This is a genomic window from Pseudoalteromonas sp. NCCP-2140, assembly GCF_023708065.1.
Classification (GTDB): domain Bacteria; phylum Pseudomonadota; class Gammaproteobacteria; order Enterobacterales; family Alteromonadaceae; genus Pseudoalteromonas.
This window is the reverse complement of record NZ_BRCZ01000005.1, coordinates 201,604-223,825: the sequence shown is the minus strand read 5'-3', so window position 1 is coordinate 223,825 and position 22,222 is coordinate 201,604. Positions and strand designations below refer to the sequence as shown.

Below are 22,222 nucleotides of genomic sequence, written 5' to 3'. Positions count from 1 at the left end.
TAAGGTTTAAGAGCTATAAACAACTGAATTGTTGATATTTTAGCCTTTTCCAATTTTTCCTAGTCGCTTGATCTTAATTTTAAAAACCTCGAAACTCTACGGCAGTTGAATTTTTAAAAACAATCAAACCGTGAAACTACTGACCGCATCACCACCAATTTAGTGCATCAAATGCAGTGCCTTTTGCTTTAGGCCAACCTTTTAATATAGATAATTTTTACTAAACTGCAAGAACGCGGTTAGGGACTCCTTTGCCCAAAATTTGGATACAAATATTTATGACGAGACCATTGGTTAAATTACATCGCGCTAGAGGAAAACGATATTTCTACAGCAAACTAAATGGATGTGATGTCCATCCTGAAAGTTTACTGGAGCGAAATTTTGCTATAAGGCAAGAGTTCTGTGATCAAGTCGTTGAGTATGCCTGCCAACCAGAAACGGCACATGGTGAAACTGGCGAGCGTTCACCAGATTTTCTACTGGAATATGCTGATGGCACGTTTGAGTATATTGAAGTGCATAGAGAAAAAGATGTAGACGATGAATATCGTGAAGAATTGAATGAGTTCAATCTCTACTTTCTGGCAACATCACAGCGCCCTTTTAGATTGGTGTTAGATACCGAGATGTGTGATATCGAGACGGATAACTTAAATTTTTTATACGAATATCGCCATATTGGTTGGCCTCATAAACCAATAAATTTACCTGAGAGCATTACTTTTGGTGAACTGCTATTGATGTGTGAGCAGCAATTAACTCTTCCGGTTTTGGAGTCAAAAATTACAGCGCTTACTTTGCTCGCAGACAAACATTATGAGTTCAATCTATCAGAAGATTTAAATAACGATACGTTGTTAAGGAAGCGATAGTGTTTAATGGCTTTTTGACTAGGGAGGATATGAATAAAGGGACTCGCTATGATTTTATCGAAGATGGCAGCACCTTTGAGATAATCGAAACAACGACAAATAATATTTATCTAGAAGATATTGAAGGACGAAAGCCTAGAGTTTTTAGTATATCTGAATTTTTAGAAGCGTTAGCAACAAAACAAATAGAACCTCACCGACTCATTACACCGCGTAATATTTTATCGCCTAATCGTCGAGCCGTAATGGAAAAGCGCTTAGTTTACGTGCTCGCACATGAGCGCCTTATCCATCAAGGTATGATTGAAGGTGAAGGTATTACAAATGAAGCTCTGAAGTTGCTTAAAAACGAACTGAAAGAGACGCATCCAGAGTTTGCCTTAAATATGCCAGCACTAGCAACGTTAAGTCGATGGAAAGCTGCGTGGCGAGTGCATAAACGTGACACTGACCTTGCCCCTAAACATGAATCAAGACCAGGGAGGAAGGATCCTCGTACAGTTCAACATGCTAAATCATTTATTTTTAACAAGTACCTATCTTCCGATACAAAACCGAGTATACGGGCGATCTATGATTTATATCGTGCTGAAGCTGAAGACCTCAAAAATCGAAATAAATTCGAGGATATTATTGAAGAGCGGCATTTTTATCGCCTTAAAGACGAGATGAACTCGGCTGATTTAGAATACGCATATTCTGATCACAGCTACAGAGCTAAGATAGCACGGACACTCTCTAACGAAATTGTTATTCCTTACCCATTACAGCGAGTTGAAATTGACCGAGTTCAATTTAATTTTGGTGTTTTCTTTGATGATGACACCTATGCAGGCAGCGTCAGCATGTATATTGCCATTGATTGCTGTACTAGAGTTATTTTAGGGATCACCGTCGAAGTAGGTAATGCGGAGTCTTCTAAGGGCACACTTAATTTATTTAAAGAAATGCTTACGCCCTACTCTGACGAAATGCCGTATTGTGGTGTGCCGCATGGTGTTGTGCTCGATAATGGCCCAGGCATGGCAAACCAGTGGGTTTATCGCATACTAGAACAATTACGAATAACCGATCCCTATTGGACACCACCTGGGCAGCCGTGGAAAAAACCATTTGTTGAATCGTTTAATGATTTGTTAGTAGATGAATTTTTCAAAAAGGTTCAACTCAAAGATCGAAAAGGAAATTCCGTCTCTGGCTTACCAGGGTTTTTAGGACGACGCTCTTATAAAGAAGATGAACGCAGGCGACAAATAAAAGTTAAAGATGCCGCTTGTATGCATTACAGTGACTTTTTACATGTGCTACAAAAATGGCTTCATCAATACCACTTGATAGATAAACACCCTAGTTTAGGGATGACCCCTCATCAACGTTGGATGCAAGGTAACTTGGAAAGGCCGATATTACCGTGCCATTACGATATGCATCTGGCCGCATTTCATCTTTTTAAACAAAAGAAAAAACATAAATTACAAAGTAGAGGGTGGCTTCAGGTGCGCGGCCAGAAATTTTCAAGCCAAAAAGCAAAAGACTTATATTTAGAATGTTGTATAGGTATTCCGTTTGGTACTCCTATTGAAGTTGAAGCTGAGTATTTTGATGAAGATGCTCGATACATTACGGTAAGTGTCGTCAAACCAGGCGATTCTCATACTACGTCCATTTTAGTACCTAATCGAAACATTCATCGCATGAAAAGTGCTGTGTCATTCGATGAAATCAATGTGGCACCTGTTAAACGTCGCGGAATTTGTACTATTGAGTTAGACCGTCTCCCTAAACGGAAAAAGAAAGCCCCTGCTTCACGCTCTGAAGAAGGTCAATCTTACGAAGAAAACTTGGAAAATAACGTAACAGCTGAAGAAGTTATTGAGAAATCACATGAAAAGTTTTCTCAGACTAAAAAAGACAAAAAAGTTAAAGATAAAAAAACAAAGCAACAGGGCCGCAAACCACCTATTCCTCCTAAGCCTAGCCCAGATGATGAGGAGAACGACGTTCTATGTTAGCAGATACCAACTAATAGACGACATATTGTTAAGTTCTACTAGATAAATTCATACCCAAAGGAGCGCAGTTTATGCCTAAAAAAACAGTTCATCGTAAGCTCAATCGACACGGTTGTGTTTTGTTATACGGTCAACGATTTCAAAGTGAGGAGGCAAAGCAATTGTATCTTCAAAATTATAATAACTTGAATGTTGGTGCCGCCGTTGATGTTAAGATCGAGTATAACGAAAACAACTTAAGTCAAATCAATATCGTTAACATTGGAGGAGGCTCGGAATCAACCACCATCTTAGTTCCTAATGTATCCAGTGTATTAAACGCACCAGAGTATACAAAGAGGTAACAATTTAAGATGATTGCAACCGTTGTAGAGCAGACATTTATCGAGCCTGAAATTCCTGAACATCTATTTAAGTACAGTGCAATGCAAGAAGCTTGGGAACATATTATTCGTACTCACAAATCTAAGTTCAGACCCAAACAAAAAGGCCAATTGATTTTTGGGTTGTCCGGCGCTGGTAAGTCAACGCTAGCAGAAGTGTATGAATCTTGCTTTGAACGGATAGATTGTGTTGAAGCCACAATCATTCCAGTTCTGCGTATAAAAATCCTCGAAAATACTCATATTCCCTCGAATTTGATGGAGCAATTGGTCTTAGCTATTGGCGCAAAACCTATCAGTGATCGCACGGGATATAAACTCCGTCATCAAGTAAAACATTTATTAAAAGAGCATAAAGTAGAGCTATTACTATTTGATGAGTGCCAACAATCCTTACCAGAAAAACAAGGCATCCAGGGGTTACGCATGGTTAAGTTCTTTAAAGAGATATTAGAAGAGTTTAACTTACCCATTGTATTTTTTGGCACACCAAAAGCATTACGCATACAAGCGTTTGGGCAAAATGCGGATATCCCAATCGACGAAGAGCAATTATCCCGTGATATGTACCCATCTGTTGAGCTAAGGCCACTTAAACCAAGAACGACCAAATGGTTGAAGTGCGTAAATTTCTTTTTGGAGTCGAACCATCTACCAACCTTAAATAAATCAGATAGTGATCTCTATGACAGACTCTATTTGGCTCAGCGACATAAAACATTCAGTCATTTAGCTACTTTATTTGAGGAATATGATTTTTCACCAGTAAAAGATAAATCAGAATTATTACATTATCTGAAGCTCAGCTATGACATGAACCTTCGTGACTTTGGTGCAAATCCATTTGATGAGTCAATTTACGATGAAACGGCGGTTGAGACTCAAATTGTGGCGATACGAGAAAAGATGGAAGCTGAATAATGAATCTTACAGTTAAACCAAAACATTTGGTGGAGGAATCCCTGATTGGTTACCTTTTGCGTTTAGCTAGTCGTAATGGTTTTCTATACGTGCAAGATATGGTTGAAGCTCGCTTTGTTGATGCAGCGGTAAAAAATAACTTCCTGAAAGTGCAAAACTCGCTGCCACTTATAGCCTTTAGAGAAGGAAATTTATTTCAAAGCACCAGTAATGCATTGTGGAAAAATGTGCGTTATATTCATCCTAAAGTCTGTATCGCTTGCTTAGAGCAGTTAGGCTTAATAAGAGAGGAGCACTTACAAGGGAATACTCATTACTGTGCTCACCACAGCAAACCATTAGTTACCAGTTGTATGTCCTGTGGTCATACCTTGAAATGGGATGTAGATCTAATTGATGCTAGATGTACTAACCCTAGTTGTGGGTGTAAACTTAAACCAGTTGACGTTCCATATAAGTTGTCATCAGATCAAGTGCTAGATTGTTTAGTGGCAAACCAGTTTATAAAGGGGCAAATAACAACTTACGTAAAACAAAAAGCATTTATCGACACACAGAATTTTCCGCAAGCCGTCGCTGATGGGCTTGCGTTCTTAAATAATGAAAAAGTGATATTCGATTGGTGTCATAACCAATGGCAACATTCACCACATATACTGCCAGCAAATTTGAGGTTTCACTCATTCACTCTATTGAAGTCAATGCTCCTTTCCAAATGGGTAGGTATTGAGAGTTTGTCACGCGATAAGTATAACTCTCCAGCGGATTTTCAGGTTGGTCACTTGAAACACTATTTAAATGTTGATTGGGCCACTCGATTACTTCATATGAACCAAGATGAGTTGTCTATTATCAAAGATTTGGGGTTAATCGAAACGTTGACAAAAAATCGACTAAGTGCAGGATCGGTGATTAATGTGATGCCGTTATTTGAGATGCTAGTTAACCAATCTAAAGAAAAGTTACTGAGTCTAAAGCCTTTAAGTCATATGAAACGTTAATGAGCAATCATCTAACTTTAACGTCAGATGTAATAAGATTCATTTACGATACAAGTCTAGATCACCAATTTGTCCCTGGAAAAACTATTTTAGATTCAATTTTGGTAGACGAAGCTGATCTCAAAACCCTTTGCCAGCGTTTATTGAATACTAAACAAGAAGAACTAATCACGCTTGAACAAGCTTCTCGTATTACAAAAATGAAAAAGTCGAAACTTATCGAAGCTCGCAAAAGAGGTTTGTTACCAATGCCTGGATGGTATCAGACTGGTGCCGATAACCTATGCTATTGTCGTGATGCAATGCTGTTGTGTAAGAAGTATAACAGCCAGCAGTTAGAACTTGTCCTATTTGATGAAGCATGAGCATATTTTATTGTTTTAAGCTTAGTCTATTTAATCACTCCAAAGTTGGCATAAATAGTGTTCTGTAGCCGCTGCCGACATGTGGACACTGGAATTAAATACACTGGACAGTTCGTAAATTCAGAGGTCTGCAAGTCAATCAAATTCAACAAGTTTACCAAGTAATTTTTTATGGATCTTGATGAAGCTCCATGATGCTAGTGCGATGTATGTAATAGAATTAAGCAATACTATTGTGATGGTATGATGTCATCGTAGTGATGATAAGCATTATTACGTTTGAGGTTTTATTATCACATTGAAGCTGTCACGACCCTGAGCGGTAAACGCTCTAATAACAGCAATATCAGTTCGCGCTGAAAGTATTTATAGTTATCTTCGATTTCGAGATTTGTAATTTTGTGGAGGTAAACATCGCCAGTATATTCGCGAATCCGCTCAATATGCAGTTGTTCAAAAACGTAAACCACATTGGCCCACTGCAACATCTCTTCAGTACACATAGTTGACCTTGCCTTTCGAACATATTTTGTGCTGAGTCCTGCTGAACGATAAACGTTAGTCTTATCAGCAGCACTAAACAGCTCTTCAGCAGTCTTGCTACGCTGGATGTTAGCAGTGCATAGAAACAGAATATTCATGATAGAAAACTGAAGAAACCATAGTAGCCAAGTTTACCCGCTATACGTAACTAAGTTAATAGCATACTGTATATTCCGAGCTGAATTGACCTCTTTTCCCACTAGGTACAGTCTTAATTTTTGTTGTTTTTTCATACAGTTTAGTATCAAAAAAACACTCGCATAATAATGCTTTTTTTCACTATTAATGACAAAAATCGACACTATAGTGGAAATAAGCACTATTACAAAAACATCTTGCTGTGCGAATTTCAATCATTTTATCCGTAAACTAAAGAATAAATGCGCGATAGTGCTTTATTATCCCCTTATTTTGAGGACTTAATAAACCACTATAATTTTTTAATTTTAAATTTCATGACCTTATAACTTTAGCTTTAGTAACTATAGAAAGGGCATCAAGAATGGTTTATCAATATAGTGGTTGATATGTTTACCCCATAAATAGCGGAGCTAACATTACATTCGTAATAAGCAAACAGTACCAACTTCTTCTGAGGAATACTCAGTACGTTGACTAAAGCACCTTGATTACACCTGTGAAAATTTTGCTTGAGTTAGCCATGAAAGACCCCCTATTTAGCAGTGGCTGTCTCTCAAATTTATGCTCATAGAACCCATCCGTATTAAAATCAAACTGACTAACCATAAAAAACCTTAAAACGAGGCTAATTAAATAACTAATTATAGGTTGTTTGGCGGTATTCCCCCTCCTACTAACATATTTATAATTTACAAAAAAGTTGAAATTATGCGAATGCTGGAGTAGTTTAATATAGAGACTTGAAGGTTTTGTTTTTACGAACATTAATAATAATTTATCCTCAAAATAAATTGCATTCTAATTGTCAAAAATGACAACCATTTTCATTTTTGGATCAACTTTGAGCCACTTCAAATATCTTAACTAATTGATAAAGTTAGTTATCATAGATCAAAGAATTTCAGAGTTAACCGCGATTACCATTGCTAACTAGCCCACTTTTAGAAGGGTTTTAAATAGCTTAATTTAGCTCAGAATCTACCCAAAACTTAGTGCCTTTCAGTACCGCTTGTAACGCAAGGCCATTTTCGGTTAAAGAGTAAACAGTTACTTGGTCTGCAATTGCTTCGGCAACTAAAGCGCCACCTTTATCTTCATATTTTGCTGCTGCATCTGCATTTCCTCCGAATGCCCAACCATGTTCAATAAAGCGATTTACTGCTGCTTGGTTATGAAAGACCATCACAACATTAAAGTCTTTAACACCTAAACCTAGACCTAAACCCGCTTCACCCATATTCATGTAAGTTGATTTACCGGTTAGGTTGTTTTTAACAACACCATAGCCACCGCCAAAACTGGCTAAAACAACATTTACATTGGCATTATCAAAAACAGCATAACCAGCAGAGTTAGCAATTTGTTGTTTAACATCAGGTTTTTGAGTGTAAAGCTCACTTAATGTATTGTTTTTCATGCTTTGTACTAAAGCACGTTTTTCATCGGGAGATGCACTGCCTGTTGTAGCACAACCGGTTAAAATTGAAGTGATTAAAACTAAACTAATAGCGATAAACTTTTTCATACATATTCCTTGAATATTAGTATGGCAATCTAGTTAATGTTGCAAATACTAAAGATATATTAAGTCCAATACTAGACAGTATCGGACTTTATGGTAATCTTATAACTAGCTATTTTACAAGATATTACATCATTATGCTCGTTGCTCTCGTCGATACACTAAAACAACTGCGTTACCAAATTGCCCATCTTGAAGATGATACTCTTGCAACAGAATATCCAGAACTTGATAACTTTATACATCAAGTTGGATTGACTGTTGCTGAATCAAAAAATGACTTAGTTTTTCTTTATCAGTTTTTATATGTGTATGGCCGAAAATCAGAAGCCACATTTAATCGTTTTCGAAATGAACTTGAGCGTTTTTGTTTATGGTCGTGGTTGGTTGCTGAAAAATCGGTATTTGATCTAAAACGTGACGATATTGAAGCTTATGTTGATTTTATGGTTGAACCAGATTCAGCCTGGTTATCAAATTCAGTGCAATGGCGTTATAAAGATGAACAAGGCATAAGACGGCTCAATACAAATTGGCGCCCTTTCATCAATAAAGAAAATATAGCTAGCCAACAAACACTCGCCGCTATGTTTACTGCGCTCAATGTTTTTTATAAGTTTGCAATTTTAGAAGAAAAAACCTTTGCTAACTTTGTACCGGTTGTTAAAAAGAATAGCCCTTACTTAGTTGTGCAATCGCAAATAAAAATTCCCGATACACTCAGTGATATTCAATGGGAGTATGTATTTGGCGTTACTCGAGATTTATGTGAGCAACAACCTGATTTAGAAAGAAATTTATTTACTCTCGCTTGCTTAAAAGGATTGTATCTACGAATTTCTGAGTTATCCGAGCGCCCTCAGTGGTCGCCGGTTATGTCACATTTTTGGCAAGATAATGATGGTTTTTGGTTTTTAAGAATTATGGGTAAAGGTAACAAATTACGCGATGTTACCTTAAGTGAAGATTTTATATCTTATCTAAAACGTTATAGGCTTTACCGTGGTTTACCTGCCCTGCCCCGTGTTGATGAAGCTGAGCCGCTTGTTCACAAAATTCGTGGTAAAGGGGGAATGACTGTTCGACAAATTCGTCGTTTGGTACAACAAAGTTTTGACTTAGCAAAACAGTCTCTCTTACAAGACGGCTTTAAAGATGATGCGGAACAACTTGAAGCGGCGACTGCTCATTGGTTAAGACATACCGGTGCAACACACGATGCTCAAACAAGACCGCTAAAACATTTATCTGAAGATTTAGGTCATGCAAAAATCGCTACGACGGATCAAATTTATATTCAAACAAATATAAAAGAACGTGCAAAGTCTGGAATAAAAAGGAAAGTTTAATGGAATATACAATACTGGCGTTAGTCGGTTTAGCTTTATTATTTTACTCACTGACGATTCGGCAATTAGAGCGAACAGAAATTAGTGGGCCGATGTTTTTTGTGTTGGTCGGAATTGCAATGTCTTACTTTTTGCCGAGTGAGTTTAAGTTAGGCGAAGCCGGACTCAGCGACATTTTACCTTTGGTTGAATTAACCTTAAGTATTTTTTTATTTACCGATGCAGCAAAATCAAAACTCCCCGTATTAAAACATAGTTATCAGTACCCTAGCCTGCTACTTTTTGTGGCTTTGCCGATGACATTACTGTTAGGTGTTGCCGGTGGATTGTTTTTCTTTTCGGAGTTATCACTTTTTCAATCTGCCTTGATCGCGATTATTTTAACACCAACGGATGCTGCGCTTAGCAAAGGAATTTTAGAATGTACATCGGTACCAGAAAAAGTTCGCGAAGGAATCAATACGGAAAGTGGTTTGAACGATGGCCTTTGCGTACCCATCTTTTTAGTTTTACTTTTATTAGCTCAAAATCCAGAAAGTGCTGTAACGACAATTGATACTTTACTTGTTTTTACAAGAGAGTTAGGTGTTGCACTGGTTATTGCAGGTGTGTCGATGGCAGTATTTATTCCACTTTTAAAAATTGCATTAGCACGTCATTACTTTGCAAATAATAGCAGTCCATTTTTATTGATTGGTTTAGTGATGGCCATTTTCTCTTTAACACAAAATTTTCATGGCAGTGGTTTTATAGCTGTTTTTGTTGCGGGACTTTTATTTGATTACTTAGCACCTAAAAAAATACGCTCAACATTAGTTAAAGACTCTGAGCATATCGCTGAATTCGTTGCCCTACTTATTTGGTGTTTATTCGGTTTTGTATGTGGTCACTTAATTGTGAATGATATTACCTGGCCAATTGTTTTTTATGCGTTATTAAGTGTTACGATTTTTAGAATTGTGCCGGTACTACTTTCACTTATGTTTACTAATCTAAATTTTAAAGACAAATTGACTTTTGCGTGGTTTGGTCCTCGAGGTTTGGCGTCTATCGTTTTCACTTTAATGGTTATGGATACAGCAATTGCAAACAAAGAACAAATTGCCACAGTAACATTAACAACCATTTTATTTAGTGTGTTCATTCATGGCATGAGTACCAAGCCCATCGCAAAAAGTTACCAATAAAAAAGGCGCGTTGAGCGCCTTTGTTATTTTTACAACTTAAAGTAGCTCTGCAATTAATTGCAGTGGATGCTTTGGTTTAAATTTTTCATAGCGCTTCACTTGACTACGACAAGAAAAGCCAGTTGCTAAAATGGTTTCAGGCTCATTATTAGAAATAATTGGTTGCCAACTCATTTCATAAAGAGCCCGTGAATTTTCTTGGTTTTGCTTTTCGTGGCCGTACGTTCCTGCCATACCACAACAACCTGTATTGGTAGTTTCGAGTTGTAAATTTAGATCAGCAAAAATGGTTTGCCAAACTTTAGAAGCATTCGGCATTGCTGTTGTTTCAGTACAATGACTTAATAATTTAAATGGCGAATTCGTTGTAGTGGCAAGAGTAACTTGTTTAAAGTTTTGCGTTTGAAGCCATTCATGAGCTAATTCAACTTTAAAGTCACCACGCTCACCTTTTAATATTGAGACATACTCATCTCTGTAACACATAACCAAAGATGCATCGAGCCCAACTAAAGGCGCGTTGATTTCACTCAGTGAATTTAAAAACTCAGCTGCATTTTTTGCTGTTGTTTTAAATTCATTTAAAAAACCTTTTACATGCTGAGCTTTACCATTTGGTTTAAACGGTAATAGCATCGGTTTTTTGCCTAGCGCTTTAATCACTTTAATAAAGCTTTCGACTAATTCAGCTTCGTAAAAACTAGTGAATGGATCTTGAACTATTAGTACATACTCTGCTTGTTGTTCTTTTGAAAGCGAGTTAAGTAATTCAAAATTAAATTGCTGATCTTTAGAAATACGTTTAGAAAGTTGCGGTACGCTTAAGCTTGGCGTATCAACATAACCAATGGTATTTTTAATTAAACCTGAAACAAGCTTTGTATTTACAATTGGATTTACCACTTTAGCAAACTTTGCCATCACCGGCGCAGTTTGTTCGATGCCTGCAACTAAGTAATCTTTAGCAGGACGAGCATAATAACTGTGGTAGAAATTTAAAAAGCGTGAACGGAATGTTGGTACATCAACTTTTATTGGGCATGCAGTTGTACATGCTTTACAAGCTAAACATTCATCCATTGATTCTTTCACTTCGTGAGAGAAATCATAAACACCTTTTTTCTTATCGCGACTATGTTGATAGCGTTCCCACCAAGTGATTACTTCGCCATTAACTAATTCTTTTTCGACATTGAGTAAATCTATATTTTCAGACTCTTGAAGTCGCAACCATTCGCGCATTAAACTTGCGCGACCTTTAGGTGAATAACGGCGGTCACCTGTTACTTTATAAGATGGACACATTGGTGATTTTTCATCGTAGTTAAAACACAGACCATTACCATTACAGGTCATCGCGTTATTAAATTCTGTTTTAACATCGATAGAAATTTCTTTGTCGAACCAGGCTCGCTTTTGATCGTCAACAGAAACGAGTGAGTCTTTACTTTCAATTGGCGTACAGATTTTACCAGGGTTTACTCTGTTATTTGGATCAAATGCCGCTTTAATTTTTCGAAGTTGTGTAAATAAATGCTCGCCAAAAAATTCAGGGCCATATTCACTTCTATATCCTTTGCCGTGCTCACCCCACATTAAGCCGCCATATTTAGCAGTCAGTTTAACGACTTCATCTGAAATATGACGAAGTAATTTTTCTTGCTCAGGGTCACACATATCTAGTGCAGGTCTTACGTGTAATACGCCGGCATCAACATGACCGAACATACCATATTGTAGGTTGTGGTTATCGAGAAGTTCACGAAACTCGACTATAAAATCTGCTAAGTTTTCTGGTGGTACTGCAGTATCTTCAGCAAAAGCTAACGGTTTTTGATTGCCTTTTACATTACCTAAAAGGCCTACTGATTTTTTACGCATTGCATAAATTTTTAAAATATCAGCTTTGTCATTCGTTAACTGATAACCGATCACCCCATTAGTTTGTTTTTCAACACATTCATCGAGTAGCTTACAGAGAGTGTCTACTTTATCTTTAATATCTTCAGGTGAAACGGCATTAAACTCAACCATGTTGAGTCCTTGCATATCTTTGTTTTCAACATCGGTTATTAAGTCCGATACTGAATGCCAAATGATATCTTCTCGAGCAAGGTTAAGTACTTTGCTATCGACTGTTTCTACAGAAGTTGCATTTGCTGCAACTAGAAATGGTGAATGACGAAGTGCAGAATCAAAGCTGTCGTATTTAATATTTATTAATGTTTTAAATTCAGCAATGGGCGTAATATTTAGTTTTGCTTCAGTTACAATACCTAATGAACCTTCAGAACCAGTAATTAATCGGCTCATATCAAAGGTTTGTAAATCATCAGAAAAAATATGTTCTAAATCGTAGCCGGTAAGAAAACGGTTTAAGCGTGGGAATTTTTCTAAAATAGCGTCTCGATTCTCAAGGCCAATATCAAGAACTGTTTTATATAACTTACCTACTGTCGTGTTTTGTTCAGCAATTACTTTTGCTTTTTCAACAGGCATAGGAGTTGTTGACATTTCAGTGCCATCAACAAGATAAGTTGTCAGTCCTAAAACGTGATCACTTGTTTTGCCATAAACCAAAGAGCCTTGACCTGATGCATCTGTATTTATCATTCCACCGATTGTTGCACGGTTACTTGTTGATAAATCGGGCGCAAAGAAAAAACCATAAGGACGCAAAAAGTCGTTTAATTGGTCTTTTATTACACCCGTTTGCACGCGAACCCAGTTTTGTTCGACATTGATCTCTAAGATTTCACGCATGTAGCGAGATAAATCAACAACTATACCTGGGGTTAGCGACTGGCCATTAGTACCTGTACCGCCTCCGCGTGGACCAAAAGTCAGTGATAAAAAAGGATCACGTGAAGCAATTTGCATAGCAAGTTGTATGTCTTTTGCTGACTTTGGAAAGATGACACCTTGAGGTACCTGTTGGTAAACGCTGTTATCGGTCGATAAACTTAAACGTGTAGAAAAGCTTGCATCGGTATCACCACTAAAACCTTGTTTTTTAATTGTTTCTAAGTAATTAGATACGAGTTCTGTGGCGGCTTGTTGTTGGCTTATTGTTGCTATCATGACGGTGATAAATTAAGGCATTTTGCAAATTATATCATGCTAATAGCTAAGATAAATTGAAGATTTTACAGTTTGTAACACTCTTTTTATCGATTTCAGGGGTAATACTTTTATACTGTTTATTAAAGCAGCAAATGAGATAGTCAGATGAAAAAAATTGCATTAATCAGTTTAGGTGCCTTGTGCATGTTATTGGGTTTAGTTTTTGTCATTATTCCCGGACCGTCGCTGATCTTCTTTATTGCAGGGCTTTTCTGTTTATCTTTTTATTATCCTAAAGCGCGTGATTATTTAACCGTGTGCCAAAAGGCTCTGACTAAGTCATGTGCTTATATCGATAAAAAACTTGCTCGCTGATTTAAAGGGCGTGTTGCCCTTTGTAGATTAGACTTTGTTCACTCTAGGGGCGATTTAATCGCGGCGCGAGATTTGTAACCTAGTGGACTAAGTAAAAATCGAGCAAAGCTACCGCGTCCTGCTCACGCTCCTTACCTACATCCATGTAGGTAACAAAGAGTTAATCGCCCCTAGAAAGAACCAGAAGGGCAACGCGTGTTTGGCATTGATGCTGCGTTATCGCCTATTTATGTGAAAAAACCACACTACACAGGCTCTGCCTTGCCTAAATACCAAACACACTGCTGCAAAATCAATCATAAAAGGTCAACACGCCCATCGAAGTAACAAAAATGCCAGCTAAGTGCTGGCATTTTTTATATTAGAATCTTTATTTTAGTTAAATAAAGTACTTAGTCGGCTAATTTCTTAGCAAGATATAACCAAGTTTCTAATACTGTATCTGGGTTCAGAGAAACAGAATCAATGCCCTGTTCAACTAACCAAGCTGCAAAGTCTTCATGATCTGAAGGACCTTGACCACAAATACCTACGTATTTGCCTTTTGCTTTAGCAGTTTGAATAGCCATTGATAATAGTTTCTTGATTGCAGGGTTACGCTCATCAAATAGATGCGCAATTAAACCTGAGTCACGGTCAAGACCTAATGTTAACTGAGTTAAGTCGTTTGAACCGATAGAGAAACCATCAAAATATTCTAAGAACTCATCTGCAAGTAACGCGTTTGATGGTAATTCACACATCATGATTACTTTCAGACCATTTTCGCCACGTTTAAGGCCATGTTCTTCTAGTAATTCAATAACGCGCTTACCTTCTTCAAGCGTACGAACAAATGGGATCATGATTTCAATATTAGTCATACCCATTTCGTTACGAACACGTTTAATCGCTTCACACTCTAACGCGAAACAGTCACGGAAATCTTCAGAGATATAACGTGCTGCACCACGGAAACCAATCATTGGGTTTTCTTCTTCCGGCTCATATTGTTGGCCGCCAACAAGGTTTGCATATTCGTTTGACTTAAAGTCAGACATACGAACAATGACACGCTCAGGTGCAAACGCACAACCTAGTGTTGCAATACCTTCAACAAGCTTAGAAATATAGAATTCTACAGGTGATTCATAACCTGCCATCATTTCTGAGATTTCAGCTTTTAGCTCGTCAGATTGAGCATCAAAGTTAAGAAGTGCTTTAGGGTGAACACCAATCATACGGTTGATTACAAATTCAACACGAGCAAGGCCAACACCGGCATGAGGTAAGCGTGCAAAGTCAAATGCACGATCAGGGTTACCTACGTTCATCATAACTTTCATTGGTAACTCTGGCATTTCATCAACACGTGAAGTAAGTACTTCGTAATCTAAAATACCTTCGTAGATATAACCTGTGTCACCTTCGGCACAAGAAACAGTTACATCTTGACCTGCTTGAATTAAATCAGTTGCATTACCACAACCAACAACTGCAGGAATACCTAATTCACGTGCAATGATTGCCGCGTGACAAGTACGACCGCCACGGTTTGTAACAATCGCAGCGGCACGTTTCATGATTGGCTCCCAGTCTGGGTCAGTCATGTCAGTAACTAGAATGTCACCTTGTTGTACTTTGTCCATTTCATCAATTGAATCTAGTACGCGTACTGTACCTGAACCAATCTTGTGACCAATTGCACGGCCTTCAGCAACAACAGTGCTTGTACCATTTAATTGGAAACGCTCCATAACGTTAGCGTCTTCGTTTGAACGAACTGTTTCTGGACGTGCTTGAACGATGTAAAGTTTACCGTCGTTGCCGTCTTTTGCCCACTCGATGTCCATTGGACGACCGTAGTGCTTTTCGATGATCACAGCTTGCTTTGCAAGTTCTTGAACTTCAGCATCTGTGATTGAGAATTTGTTTGAAAGTGACGGATCTACATCAACAATTTCTACTTGCTTACCATGTGATTCATCCGCAGAGTAAATCATTTGAATTGCTTTTGAACCAATATTACGGCGAACTACTGAAGGTTTACCGTTAGCAAGCGTTGGTTTATGAACATAAAATTCATCTGGGTTTACAGCACCCTGTACAACCATTTCACCAAGACCATAGCTTGAAGTGACAAATACAACATCTTCAAAGCCAGATTCAGTATCAATACTGAACATAACACCTGAAGCTGCTTTATCTGAACGAACCATGCGTTGGATGCCAGCTGATAATGCAACACCACGGTGGTCATAACCTTGGTGAACACGGTAAGAAATAGCGCGATCATTAAATAGTGAGGCAAACACGTGTTTGATAGCAGTCATTACTGCATCAATACCACGTACGTTTAAAAACGTTTCTTGTTGTCCTGCGAATGAAGCGTCTGGCATGTCTTCTGCTGTAGCAGATGAGCGAACTGCAAATGAAACATCTTGTGATGCGTCGCCGTGTAGTTGGCTATATGCGTCGCGGATGGCTTGGTCTAGGTTTGGTTGGAATGGTGTATCGATAATCCATTGGCGGATTTCGGCACCGACTTTAGCGAGTGTATTTACATCATCCACATCCAATGTGTCTAAAATATCGTGGATTTTTGAGTTTAAACCAGATTGCTCTAGAAACTCATTGAATGCATCAGCGGTTGTAGCGAAACCACCTGGCACTTGAACACCAGCGTTAGCTAGGTTTGAGATCATTTCACCTAGTGAAGCGTTTTTACCGCCAACACGAGGAACATCTTGCATACCAAGCTCTTGATACCAGAGAACGTATTCTTGCACGGATCTTTCTCCATAAACAAATTGTAGTACTAACTGTGAGAGTTAAGAAAGAAAACCTTCTAAAAAGGTCGTAGTCATTCTACACTGGCAACAGACCTCACGTAAACCGTGAAGCCCCTATTTTCAGATAAAGGTAATAAAAAGGTTAAATATGAGAACTGCATTTTATATTTCTGATGGAACAGCAATCACCTCTGAAGTGTTTGGTCATGCGACCTTATCTATGTTTCCTGTTGAGTTTAATCACAAAACAATTCCTTTTGTTGAAACAGAAAAAAAAGCAATTGAAGTTAAGAACTTAATTAATTCAACAGCGCAACGTGATGGTGAACAGCCACTCGTGTTCTTCACTTTTGTAAACCACGAGCTAAGTGAAATTATAAAATCGTCTTGCGCGGTGTGTTATGACTTTTTATCACAATACAGTGATAAAATTTCTCAAGAGTTAAAAGTTGCGCCAGTACCGAAGGTTCATAGAACGCATTCAATGCACGAGAAAAGTTATGATTTTCGTATTGATGCTGTTAACTATGCGTTGACCAATGATGATGGCGCTAACATTAAAAACTACTCTGAAGCCGACATTATTTTAGTGGGTGTTAGCCGAAGCGGTAAAACACCTACTAGTTTATACTTGGCATTACAGTATGGCATTAAAGCAGCGAATTACCCGCTAACAGAAGATGATCTAGAAAGAGGTACCCTGCCTGAGTGTTTAAAAGCTTACAAACATAAACTTTTTGGTTTAACGATTGACCCTGTTCGCCTTGCCGATATTCGCCAGCGACGTATGGCAAATTCAAAATATGCATCTTTAAAACAATGTCGTATCGAAGTACGTGAAGTAGAAATGCTTTATAAAAAGCAGAAGATTCAATTTTTAAATTCAACTCATCATTCAGTAGAAGAAATTTCTGCAAAGATTATATCTGACACTGGACTTGAAAGGCGTAAGTACTAACTTATTTAGTATCGGACATTAAAAAAGGCTGCAATGTGCAGCCTTTTTTTAATAACTTAGTGTTACTTACGTGCGTCTTTTAATAAATCAGCAACTAAGAAACCTAGTTCTAAAACTTGATCCGCATTTAAACGTGGGTCGCACTGTGTGCGGTAGCGTTGTGCTAAATCTTCATCAGATAATCCATACGCACCACCAGTACATTCAGTCACGTGCTGACCAGTCATTTCAAGGTGAACACCACCAGGGTATGAACCTTCAGCTTTGTGTACTGCGAAGAACTGGCTAATTTCACGAAGAATATTATTAAAGCTACGTGTTTTATAACCTGAGCTCGCTTTCTCTGTATTACCATGCATTGGATCTGAGCTCCAAATAACTTTACGGCCTTCTTGTTGTACTTTACGTACTAGTGCCGGTAGTTTCTCTGGAAGAACATCAGCGCCCATTCGTGTAATTAACGTTAAGCGACCAGGAATGTTATCTGGGTTAACTGCATCAATAAGTTTGATTAGCTCATCTGGGTCCATGCCTGGGCCAACCTTCACACCAATTGGGTTTTTAATACCTTTAAAAAATTCGATGTGTGCATGATCAAGTTGACGTGTACGTTCACCAATCCAAACAAAGTGTGCAGAACAATCGTACCAATCACCTGATAAGTGGTCACGGCGTGTTAGTGCTTCTTCATATCCTAATAACAACGCTTCGTGTGATGTAAATAAGTCTGTTTCTTTTAAGCTCGGTGCAACGGTTGAGTCGATACCACACACTTCCATAAATTCAAGCGCATCTTGAATTCTGTCTGCTAGCTGTTGGTATTTCTCTTTAAGTGGATTTGCAGCAACAAAACCCATGTTCCAACGGTTTACTTGATGTAAATCGGCTAAACCACCTTGCGCGAATGCGCGTAATAAATTTAACGTTGCTGCACTGTGATGATATGCCGTCATTAAACGCTGCGGATCGGGTACACGTGCTTGCTCTGTGAATTCAAAGTTATTGATGATATCACCACGGTACGAAGGCAGAGATACACCGTCAATTGTCTCATAATCTGATGAGCGAGGCTTAGCGTACTGGCCTGCCATACGCGCAATTTTAACTACAGGGCATTTACCACCATAAGTTAGAACAACGGCCATTTGTAAAAGGGTTTTAAATGTATCGCGGATATTTGCGGCATTAAAGTCACTAAATGACTCTGCACAATCACCACCCTGTAATAAGAAGGCTCTACCTTCGCATACAGCTTCTAGTTGTTTGTATAAACTACGCGTCTCTTCGGCAAATACCAAAGGTGGTGCGCTTTTTAATTGCCCTTCAACAGATTTAAGGGCTTCTTGATCTGGGTACTCTGGCTGCTGAAGTATCGGCAGTTTTCTCCAGCTGTCTGGGTTCCACGATTGCATGTTCTTTCCTCATTCCTAACATAGACCGTTAACGAAAACTAACTTATTGCACGTACTAAGTTCAAGGACAATATTCAGCTATTTACGATTATTTCGTTATTTGATAAATAGTTTCGAAAATAACAATTAAGGTTCCAACATTTTATTGTTTCAAACCAGTTAGTTACACTTCTTTGACCACCTTATTTGTTCCTACACAGCACAAGAACACATCTTACTTAATCAAAGCCTTACTGTAACCTTAGCTTTACATGCTTAAAATATACTTTTTAGGTCCTACATTGATCAAATTCAAAAGTTGTACTAGCAAACAATAATGAGAACACATCATACTTTATAAAGCTGGAAGATTAGGTCAGCAGTGATAAAAATTTAACTTTAAGTAATCAGAGGATAAGGTTACAATTCAAATAACAAAAAGTAAGATGTGTTCCTATGAGTACGAAGTTAGAAATACGCAGTCAGTTTGATTTAGTAAGTGAGTTAACTCATTTGTTTTGTGAAGAATTAAAGGAAGTGGGTTTTCATAAGGCATCATATTATCAATTGCCAGAGATCGATATAAACGACGAAAAGAAAGTCCCTTCTTCAATTAGTGTACAAAAAATTGAAGGCGATGATGCTCATAAGTTAATTCTAAATTCATATGGTGATTTTTATAAAAAGACAGGATTAAGTAGTCGAGTATTAAAAAGACATCCAGGTTTATTAGTTTTAAAAGATGTCGATAAGCAACATTTCATTGCAAGGATAAATCAATTAAATAAAGCCAAAGCTGATTTTAAAAATAGTGTAATAGCTATCGATAATAATGATGCACGATTTGAAGCGGTTCACAATGCTGTGCCTAATCTCATTACACTTGCTGCATATCGTAAGATCCATTTTGAAACTGAATCGCCCTACTCTGTTCGTTTTACTTGGATGCACAAACACGCAACTAAAACGCTAACTAAAAAAATGGCCTTAGCAATGCTCGATAAATCGGCTAGTTATTCTAATCCAAGAATGATCGACCAACACTCTTGGCAAGCGCTTGTTGCTCAAGAGCAAAGTCGTGTTGCAAGTTTAGGTGATAAAGAAAAATTACGAATTCGTAGACCAACAAGAGTTAGTCCACAAGTTAATGTAAGGTATACAGCTCAAAACCGATATCATGTCAGTGCTGCTTTACCTTTTATTTTGATAAACCCAGAACCAGATGTAAAACTTGGTACATTATCTGATTACCAAAAACCAGAAAGTCATCCTCGAAAAAGAGAATACGATTTCTTAGTTGATAGACTTTACTTAGAACAAGTAACAGATTGATTATGTTAAAAAGGCCACATATGTGGCCTTTTCTTTATAGTTAGCAGTATTTAAAAATTTAGTCTTCTACTATTTCTTCAATTTTATCTTCATCGATTAAAACAGCATTTTCAACAATGCGCTTACCACCTTGAATTTCGATTCGTTTGTTATGCTTATTCAGCGTAAGAATCTCATCACAAAATTGATCAGATGGATGCATCTCATATGTGTAATCAATAATATTACCCGTTTTGTCATCTTTAACATTGGTAATGTTATATTCAGAGATTGCACCTTTCTCAATTAAGTCTTTCATTGTCGTTGTCATATCACGACGCAATGCTTTTAATTTATTCTCGGTAATTTCGTCTGTTGAATAAATAGAGCCATATTTTTCCATAATCGATAATAGTCGGAAATGGTAGGTCTTACCCGGTGCCGCATAACGCCATAAATGATATAAACGAAGCATCATCCAACGAGATAAACCACGTTTTAATTCTTGAGCACTATTAAAGTAGTAACCTTTGTATTCAAGGTTATCGATCATGTTATGAACGAAGGCATTCAAACAAGCTACACATTTTACGTTACCGCCCTGACCTTTCTTACCACTAAAATGAAGCGACGATAAAAAGTTCATGTTCGATTCGTAAAATGAGTCATCAATATCCGAGTTACGCGTATCTGTTGCTGAATATTTAAAAGAAAGTTTAGAACCTTGTAATGCTTCTAATGATTCTTTGATTTGCGGATAAGGCATCGACTGACCAACAGCTTTCAGCTCTTGCGCTAATTCATTCATTGAAAAAACAACTGCGTATTGAATACCAGACTTAAAATTGATTTTTACAATTTTACCTTTAGAGGCTAATCGAATTAAAGCACGTTCGACCTTTTCTTCACGATCAGATGGCCAAACAAGATATTCAACATCTTCACCATCTTTTCTTGTGCTTACTACCGCAGGTGTAATTTTGATTTCACCATCATATAGAATGCCGTCTACTTTTTCAGAGATTTTTCGTGTAACGATGGTTTTCTTTGGTGCTTCTTCAACCGGAAGCTTCTTATGACCAGAACGGACAAATCGTCCCCATAGATCATAATGATTAAATGTATTTGAGTAAGCTCTCAAACCATGTGCAGCATTTTCAATTGAAACACGCACATCTTTGTTGTCTGTAAATAGTGCAAGACTTTCATTATCTATTGCACTTTCCACCCCGTGGATCTGCCCGCGTAATGTATCGGGTAAGTTATCTACCGAGATGTTGACCTTTCGGCTCATTGTTCTTATTTCCAATTTTTCTTCGACAGTTAATAACAACACATAAAACTTCAAAAGTTAAATGTTTAAGTTAGTATAAACTTGATCCGATCATAATTAATTTCTTCGGATCAGTTTTATACTAACTGTTTCGTAATTGCTGATTTTCAGATCAGATTTTTACTAAGTTATAGTTGATAGGTCGCGATTTTACTAACTCAGTTCAGATTATGTCCTGTTAATCACCTTTTTAAAGCGATTTAACACGACATAAATCGCTTTTTTAAAACTCCATGTGGATAAACAGCTCTTAAGTTAGCATAGATCTGATCTGTACCAACTATAGATCAGATCCATACCAACTTATTGTGCATTTTAGTCATGCTCTCCGTGCATAACTTTATAATTTAGTTAGTAAAAAGTTGATCTACACCACTATTTTTGTGAGTAAAGCAGTGGTTAAGTTGTGTATAAGTTGAAAGCTCATTTTTTGCTTAGTAATTGGCTGATCTGCGAGTCATTAAAGATCTGATCTTTACCAAGTAAAAACACGATCTGGCTTTTTACTAAATATTTAATGAAATCAGTCATATACTTCACTATTTTAGCATCTTAACCTTATATACCTATATACTTAACCGATATTAAACTTACTTATTTATACTTAGTATCAGTAAAGTTACAAATTTTTATTAAATGTCTTATAAATAAAAGGTATGTCACCTTAAATACTTGTTTACAGCAATTTGAATGGACATTATACTTAAAGCATAACTTTGAG

At 37.5% G+C, this 22,222-nt stretch carries 17 protein-coding genes; 11 read left to right on the top strand and 6 right to left on the bottom strand.

What is annotated here, in order from left to right:
* Positions 1-278: 278 nt before the first annotated feature.
* From NFU46_RS12555 to NFU46_RS12530, 6 genes are all read left to right on the top strand, one after another.
* Positions 279-875 carry a hypothetical protein gene (locus NFU46_RS12555; RefSeq protein WP_251602264.1) on the top strand — a complete coding sequence of 199 codons (597 nt, stop codon included), beginning with the start codon at positions 279-281 and terminating at the stop codon, positions 873-875.
* Positions 876-904: 29 nt separating this feature from the next.
* Entirely contained in the window at positions 905-2,887 is a 1,983-nt protein-coding gene (locus tag NFU46_RS12550; protein ID WP_251602262.1) for a hypothetical protein, read from the top strand.
* Between the two features lie 71 nt (positions 2,888-2,958).
* The gene (locus NFU46_RS12545; protein ID WP_251602260.1) at positions 2,959-3,231 is read left to right on the top strand and encodes a hypothetical protein; all 273 of its coding nucleotides are present in this window, start codon (positions 2,959-2,961) and stop codon (positions 3,229-3,231) included.
* A 9-nt stretch (positions 3,232-3,240) separates the two neighbouring features.
* The gene (locus tag NFU46_RS12540) at positions 3,241-4,191 is read left to right on the top strand and encodes a TniB family NTP-binding protein (protein WP_251602259.1); all 951 of its coding nucleotides are present in this window, start codon (positions 3,241-3,243) and stop codon (positions 4,189-4,191) included.
* Positions 4,191-5,192, top strand: coding sequence for a hypothetical protein (locus tag NFU46_RS12535; RefSeq protein ID WP_251602258.1), 1,002 nt, complete (start codon positions 4,191-4,193; stop codon positions 5,190-5,192). Before NFU46_RS12540 ends, NFU46_RS12535 begins: the two co-directional genes overlap by 1 nt.
* Positions 5,192-5,557 (top strand): hypothetical protein, encoded by a 366-nt coding sequence (locus tag NFU46_RS12530; protein WP_251602256.1) that lies wholly within the window; start codon positions 5,192-5,194, stop codon positions 5,555-5,557. The genes NFU46_RS12535 and NFU46_RS12530 overlap by 1 nt, the downstream gene beginning before the upstream one ends.
* 293 nt (positions 5,558-5,850) lie before the next feature.
* Here the strand turns inward: NFU46_RS12530 and NFU46_RS12525 are convergent, their stop codons facing one another.
* On the bottom strand, positions 5,851-6,198 hold the full coding sequence (locus NFU46_RS12525; protein WP_251602254.1) for a hypothetical protein: 348 nt from the start codon (positions 6,196-6,198) through the stop codon (positions 5,851-5,853).
* A gap of 1,004 nt (positions 6,199-7,202) precedes the next feature.
* Entirely contained in the window at positions 7,203-7,766 is a 564-nt protein-coding gene (locus tag NFU46_RS12520; RefSeq protein WP_175081424.1) for a YSC84-related protein, read from the bottom strand.
* A gap of 134 nt (positions 7,767-7,900) precedes the next feature.
* Between NFU46_RS12520 and NFU46_RS12515 the strand changes: the two genes are divergently transcribed.
* Positions 7,901-9,112 carry a tyrosine-type recombinase/integrase gene (locus tag NFU46_RS12515; RefSeq protein ID WP_063530343.1) on the top strand — a complete coding sequence of 404 codons (1,212 nt, stop codon included), beginning with the start codon at positions 7,901-7,903 and terminating at the stop codon, positions 9,110-9,112.
* Entirely contained in the window at positions 9,112-10,299 is a 1,188-nt protein-coding gene (locus NFU46_RS12510; RefSeq protein ID WP_251602252.1) for a sodium:proton antiporter, read from the top strand. Before NFU46_RS12515 ends, NFU46_RS12510 begins: the two co-directional genes overlap by 1 nt.
* Before the next feature lie 36 nt (positions 10,300-10,335).
* Here NFU46_RS12510 and NFU46_RS12505 read toward each other — a convergent pair whose 3' ends face one another.
* Positions 10,336-13,380 (bottom strand): FAD-binding and (Fe-S)-binding domain-containing protein, encoded by a 3,045-nt coding sequence (locus tag NFU46_RS12505; RefSeq protein ID WP_251602250.1) that lies wholly within the window; start codon positions 13,378-13,380, stop codon positions 10,336-10,338.
* A gap of 147 nt (positions 13,381-13,527) precedes the next feature.
* On the opposite strand from NFU46_RS12505, the gene NFU46_RS12500 reads away from it, so the two are divergent.
* Positions 13,528-13,737 carry a PGPGW domain-containing protein gene (locus NFU46_RS12500; RefSeq protein ID WP_175079942.1) on the top strand — a complete coding sequence of 70 codons (210 nt, stop codon included), beginning with the start codon at positions 13,528-13,530 and terminating at the stop codon, positions 13,735-13,737.
* Positions 13,738-14,129: 392 nt separating this feature from the next.
* On the opposite strand, the gene ppsA is transcribed toward NFU46_RS12500, so the two are convergent.
* Positions 14,130-16,505 carry a phosphoenolpyruvate synthase gene (ppsA, locus tag NFU46_RS12495; protein ID WP_251602248.1) on the bottom strand — a complete coding sequence of 792 codons (2,376 nt, stop codon included), beginning with the start codon at positions 16,503-16,505 and terminating at the stop codon, positions 14,130-14,132.
* 151 nt (positions 16,506-16,656) lie between these two features.
* Here ppsA and NFU46_RS12490 point away from each other — a divergent pair, with 151 nt between their 5' ends.
* Entirely contained in the window at positions 16,657-17,466 is an 810-nt protein-coding gene (locus NFU46_RS12490) for a pyruvate, water dikinase regulatory protein (protein ID WP_058584340.1), read from the top strand.
* Positions 17,467-17,528: 62 nt separating this feature from the next.
* Here NFU46_RS12490 and NFU46_RS12485 read toward each other — a convergent pair whose 3' ends face one another.
* A complete protein-coding gene (locus tag NFU46_RS12485) occupies positions 17,529-18,878 on the bottom strand; it encodes a class II 3-deoxy-7-phosphoheptulonate synthase (protein ID WP_054563102.1) in 1,350 nt (449 codons plus the stop codon).
* A gap of 435 nt (positions 18,879-19,313) precedes the next feature.
* Here NFU46_RS12485 and NFU46_RS12480 point away from each other — a divergent pair, with 435 nt between their 5' ends.
* Positions 19,314-20,189, top strand: a complete 876-nt coding sequence (locus NFU46_RS12480; protein ID WP_251602246.1) for a DNA replication terminus site-binding protein — start codon at positions 19,314-19,316, stop codon at positions 20,187-20,189.
* Positions 20,190-20,247: 58 nt separating this feature from the next.
* Here NFU46_RS12480 and NFU46_RS12475 read toward each other — a convergent pair whose 3' ends face one another.
* Positions 20,248-21,462 (bottom strand): hypothetical protein, encoded by a 1,215-nt coding sequence (locus NFU46_RS12475; protein ID WP_054563104.1) that lies wholly within the window; start codon positions 21,460-21,462, stop codon positions 20,248-20,250.
* Between the last annotated feature and the right edge of the window lie 760 nt (positions 21,463-22,222).

Excerpts from the sequence above, each read along its gene's own strand:
- NFU46_RS12555 (WP_251602264.1), top strand. The coding sequence starts at position 279 with ATGACGAGACCATTGGTTAAATTACATCGCGCTAGAGGAAAACGATAT.
- NFU46_RS12550 (WP_251602262.1), top strand. The coding sequence starts at position 905 with ATGAATAAAGGGACTCGCTATGATTTTATCGAAGATGGCAGCACCTTT.
- NFU46_RS12545 (WP_251602260.1), top strand. The coding sequence starts at position 2,959 with ATGCCTAAAAAAACAGTTCATCGTAAGCTCAATCGACACGGTTGTGTT.
- NFU46_RS12540 (WP_251602259.1), top strand. The coding sequence starts at position 3,241 with ATGATTGCAACCGTTGTAGAGCAGACATTTATCGAGCCTGAAATTCCT.
- NFU46_RS12535 (WP_251602258.1), top strand. The coding sequence starts at position 4,191 with ATGAATCTTACAGTTAAACCAAAACATTTGGTGGAGGAATCCCTGATT.
- NFU46_RS12530 (WP_251602256.1), top strand. The coding sequence starts at position 5,192 with ATGAGCAATCATCTAACTTTAACGTCAGATGTAATAAGATTCATTTAC.
- NFU46_RS12525 (WP_251602254.1), bottom strand. The coding sequence starts at position 6,198 with ATGAATATTCTGTTTCTATGCACTGCTAACATCCAGCGTAGCAAGACT.
- NFU46_RS12520 (WP_175081424.1), bottom strand. The coding sequence starts at position 7,766 with ATGAAAAAGTTTATCGCTATTAGTTTAGTTTTAATCACTTCAATTTTA.
- NFU46_RS12515 (WP_063530343.1), top strand. The coding sequence starts at position 7,901 with ATGCTCGTTGCTCTCGTCGATACACTAAAACAACTGCGTTACCAAATT.
- NFU46_RS12510 (WP_251602252.1), top strand. The coding sequence starts at position 9,112 with ATGGAATATACAATACTGGCGTTAGTCGGTTTAGCTTTATTATTTTAC.
- NFU46_RS12505 (WP_251602250.1), bottom strand. The coding sequence starts at position 13,380 with ATGATAGCAACAATAAGCCAACAACAAGCCGCCACAGAACTCGTATCT.
- NFU46_RS12500 (WP_175079942.1), top strand. The coding sequence starts at position 13,528 with ATGAAAAAAATTGCATTAATCAGTTTAGGTGCCTTGTGCATGTTATTG.
- NFU46_RS12490 (WP_058584340.1), top strand. The coding sequence starts at position 16,657 with ATGAGAACTGCATTTTATATTTCTGATGGAACAGCAATCACCTCTGAA.
- NFU46_RS12485 (WP_054563102.1), bottom strand. The coding sequence starts at position 18,878 with ATGCAATCGTGGAACCCAGACAGCTGGAGAAAACTGCCGATACTTCAG.
- NFU46_RS12480 (WP_251602246.1), top strand. The coding sequence starts at position 19,314 with ATGAGTACGAAGTTAGAAATACGCAGTCAGTTTGATTTAGTAAGTGAG.
- NFU46_RS12475 (WP_054563104.1), bottom strand. The coding sequence starts at position 21,462 with ATGAGCCGAAAGGTCAACATCTCGGTAGATAACTTACCCGATACATTA.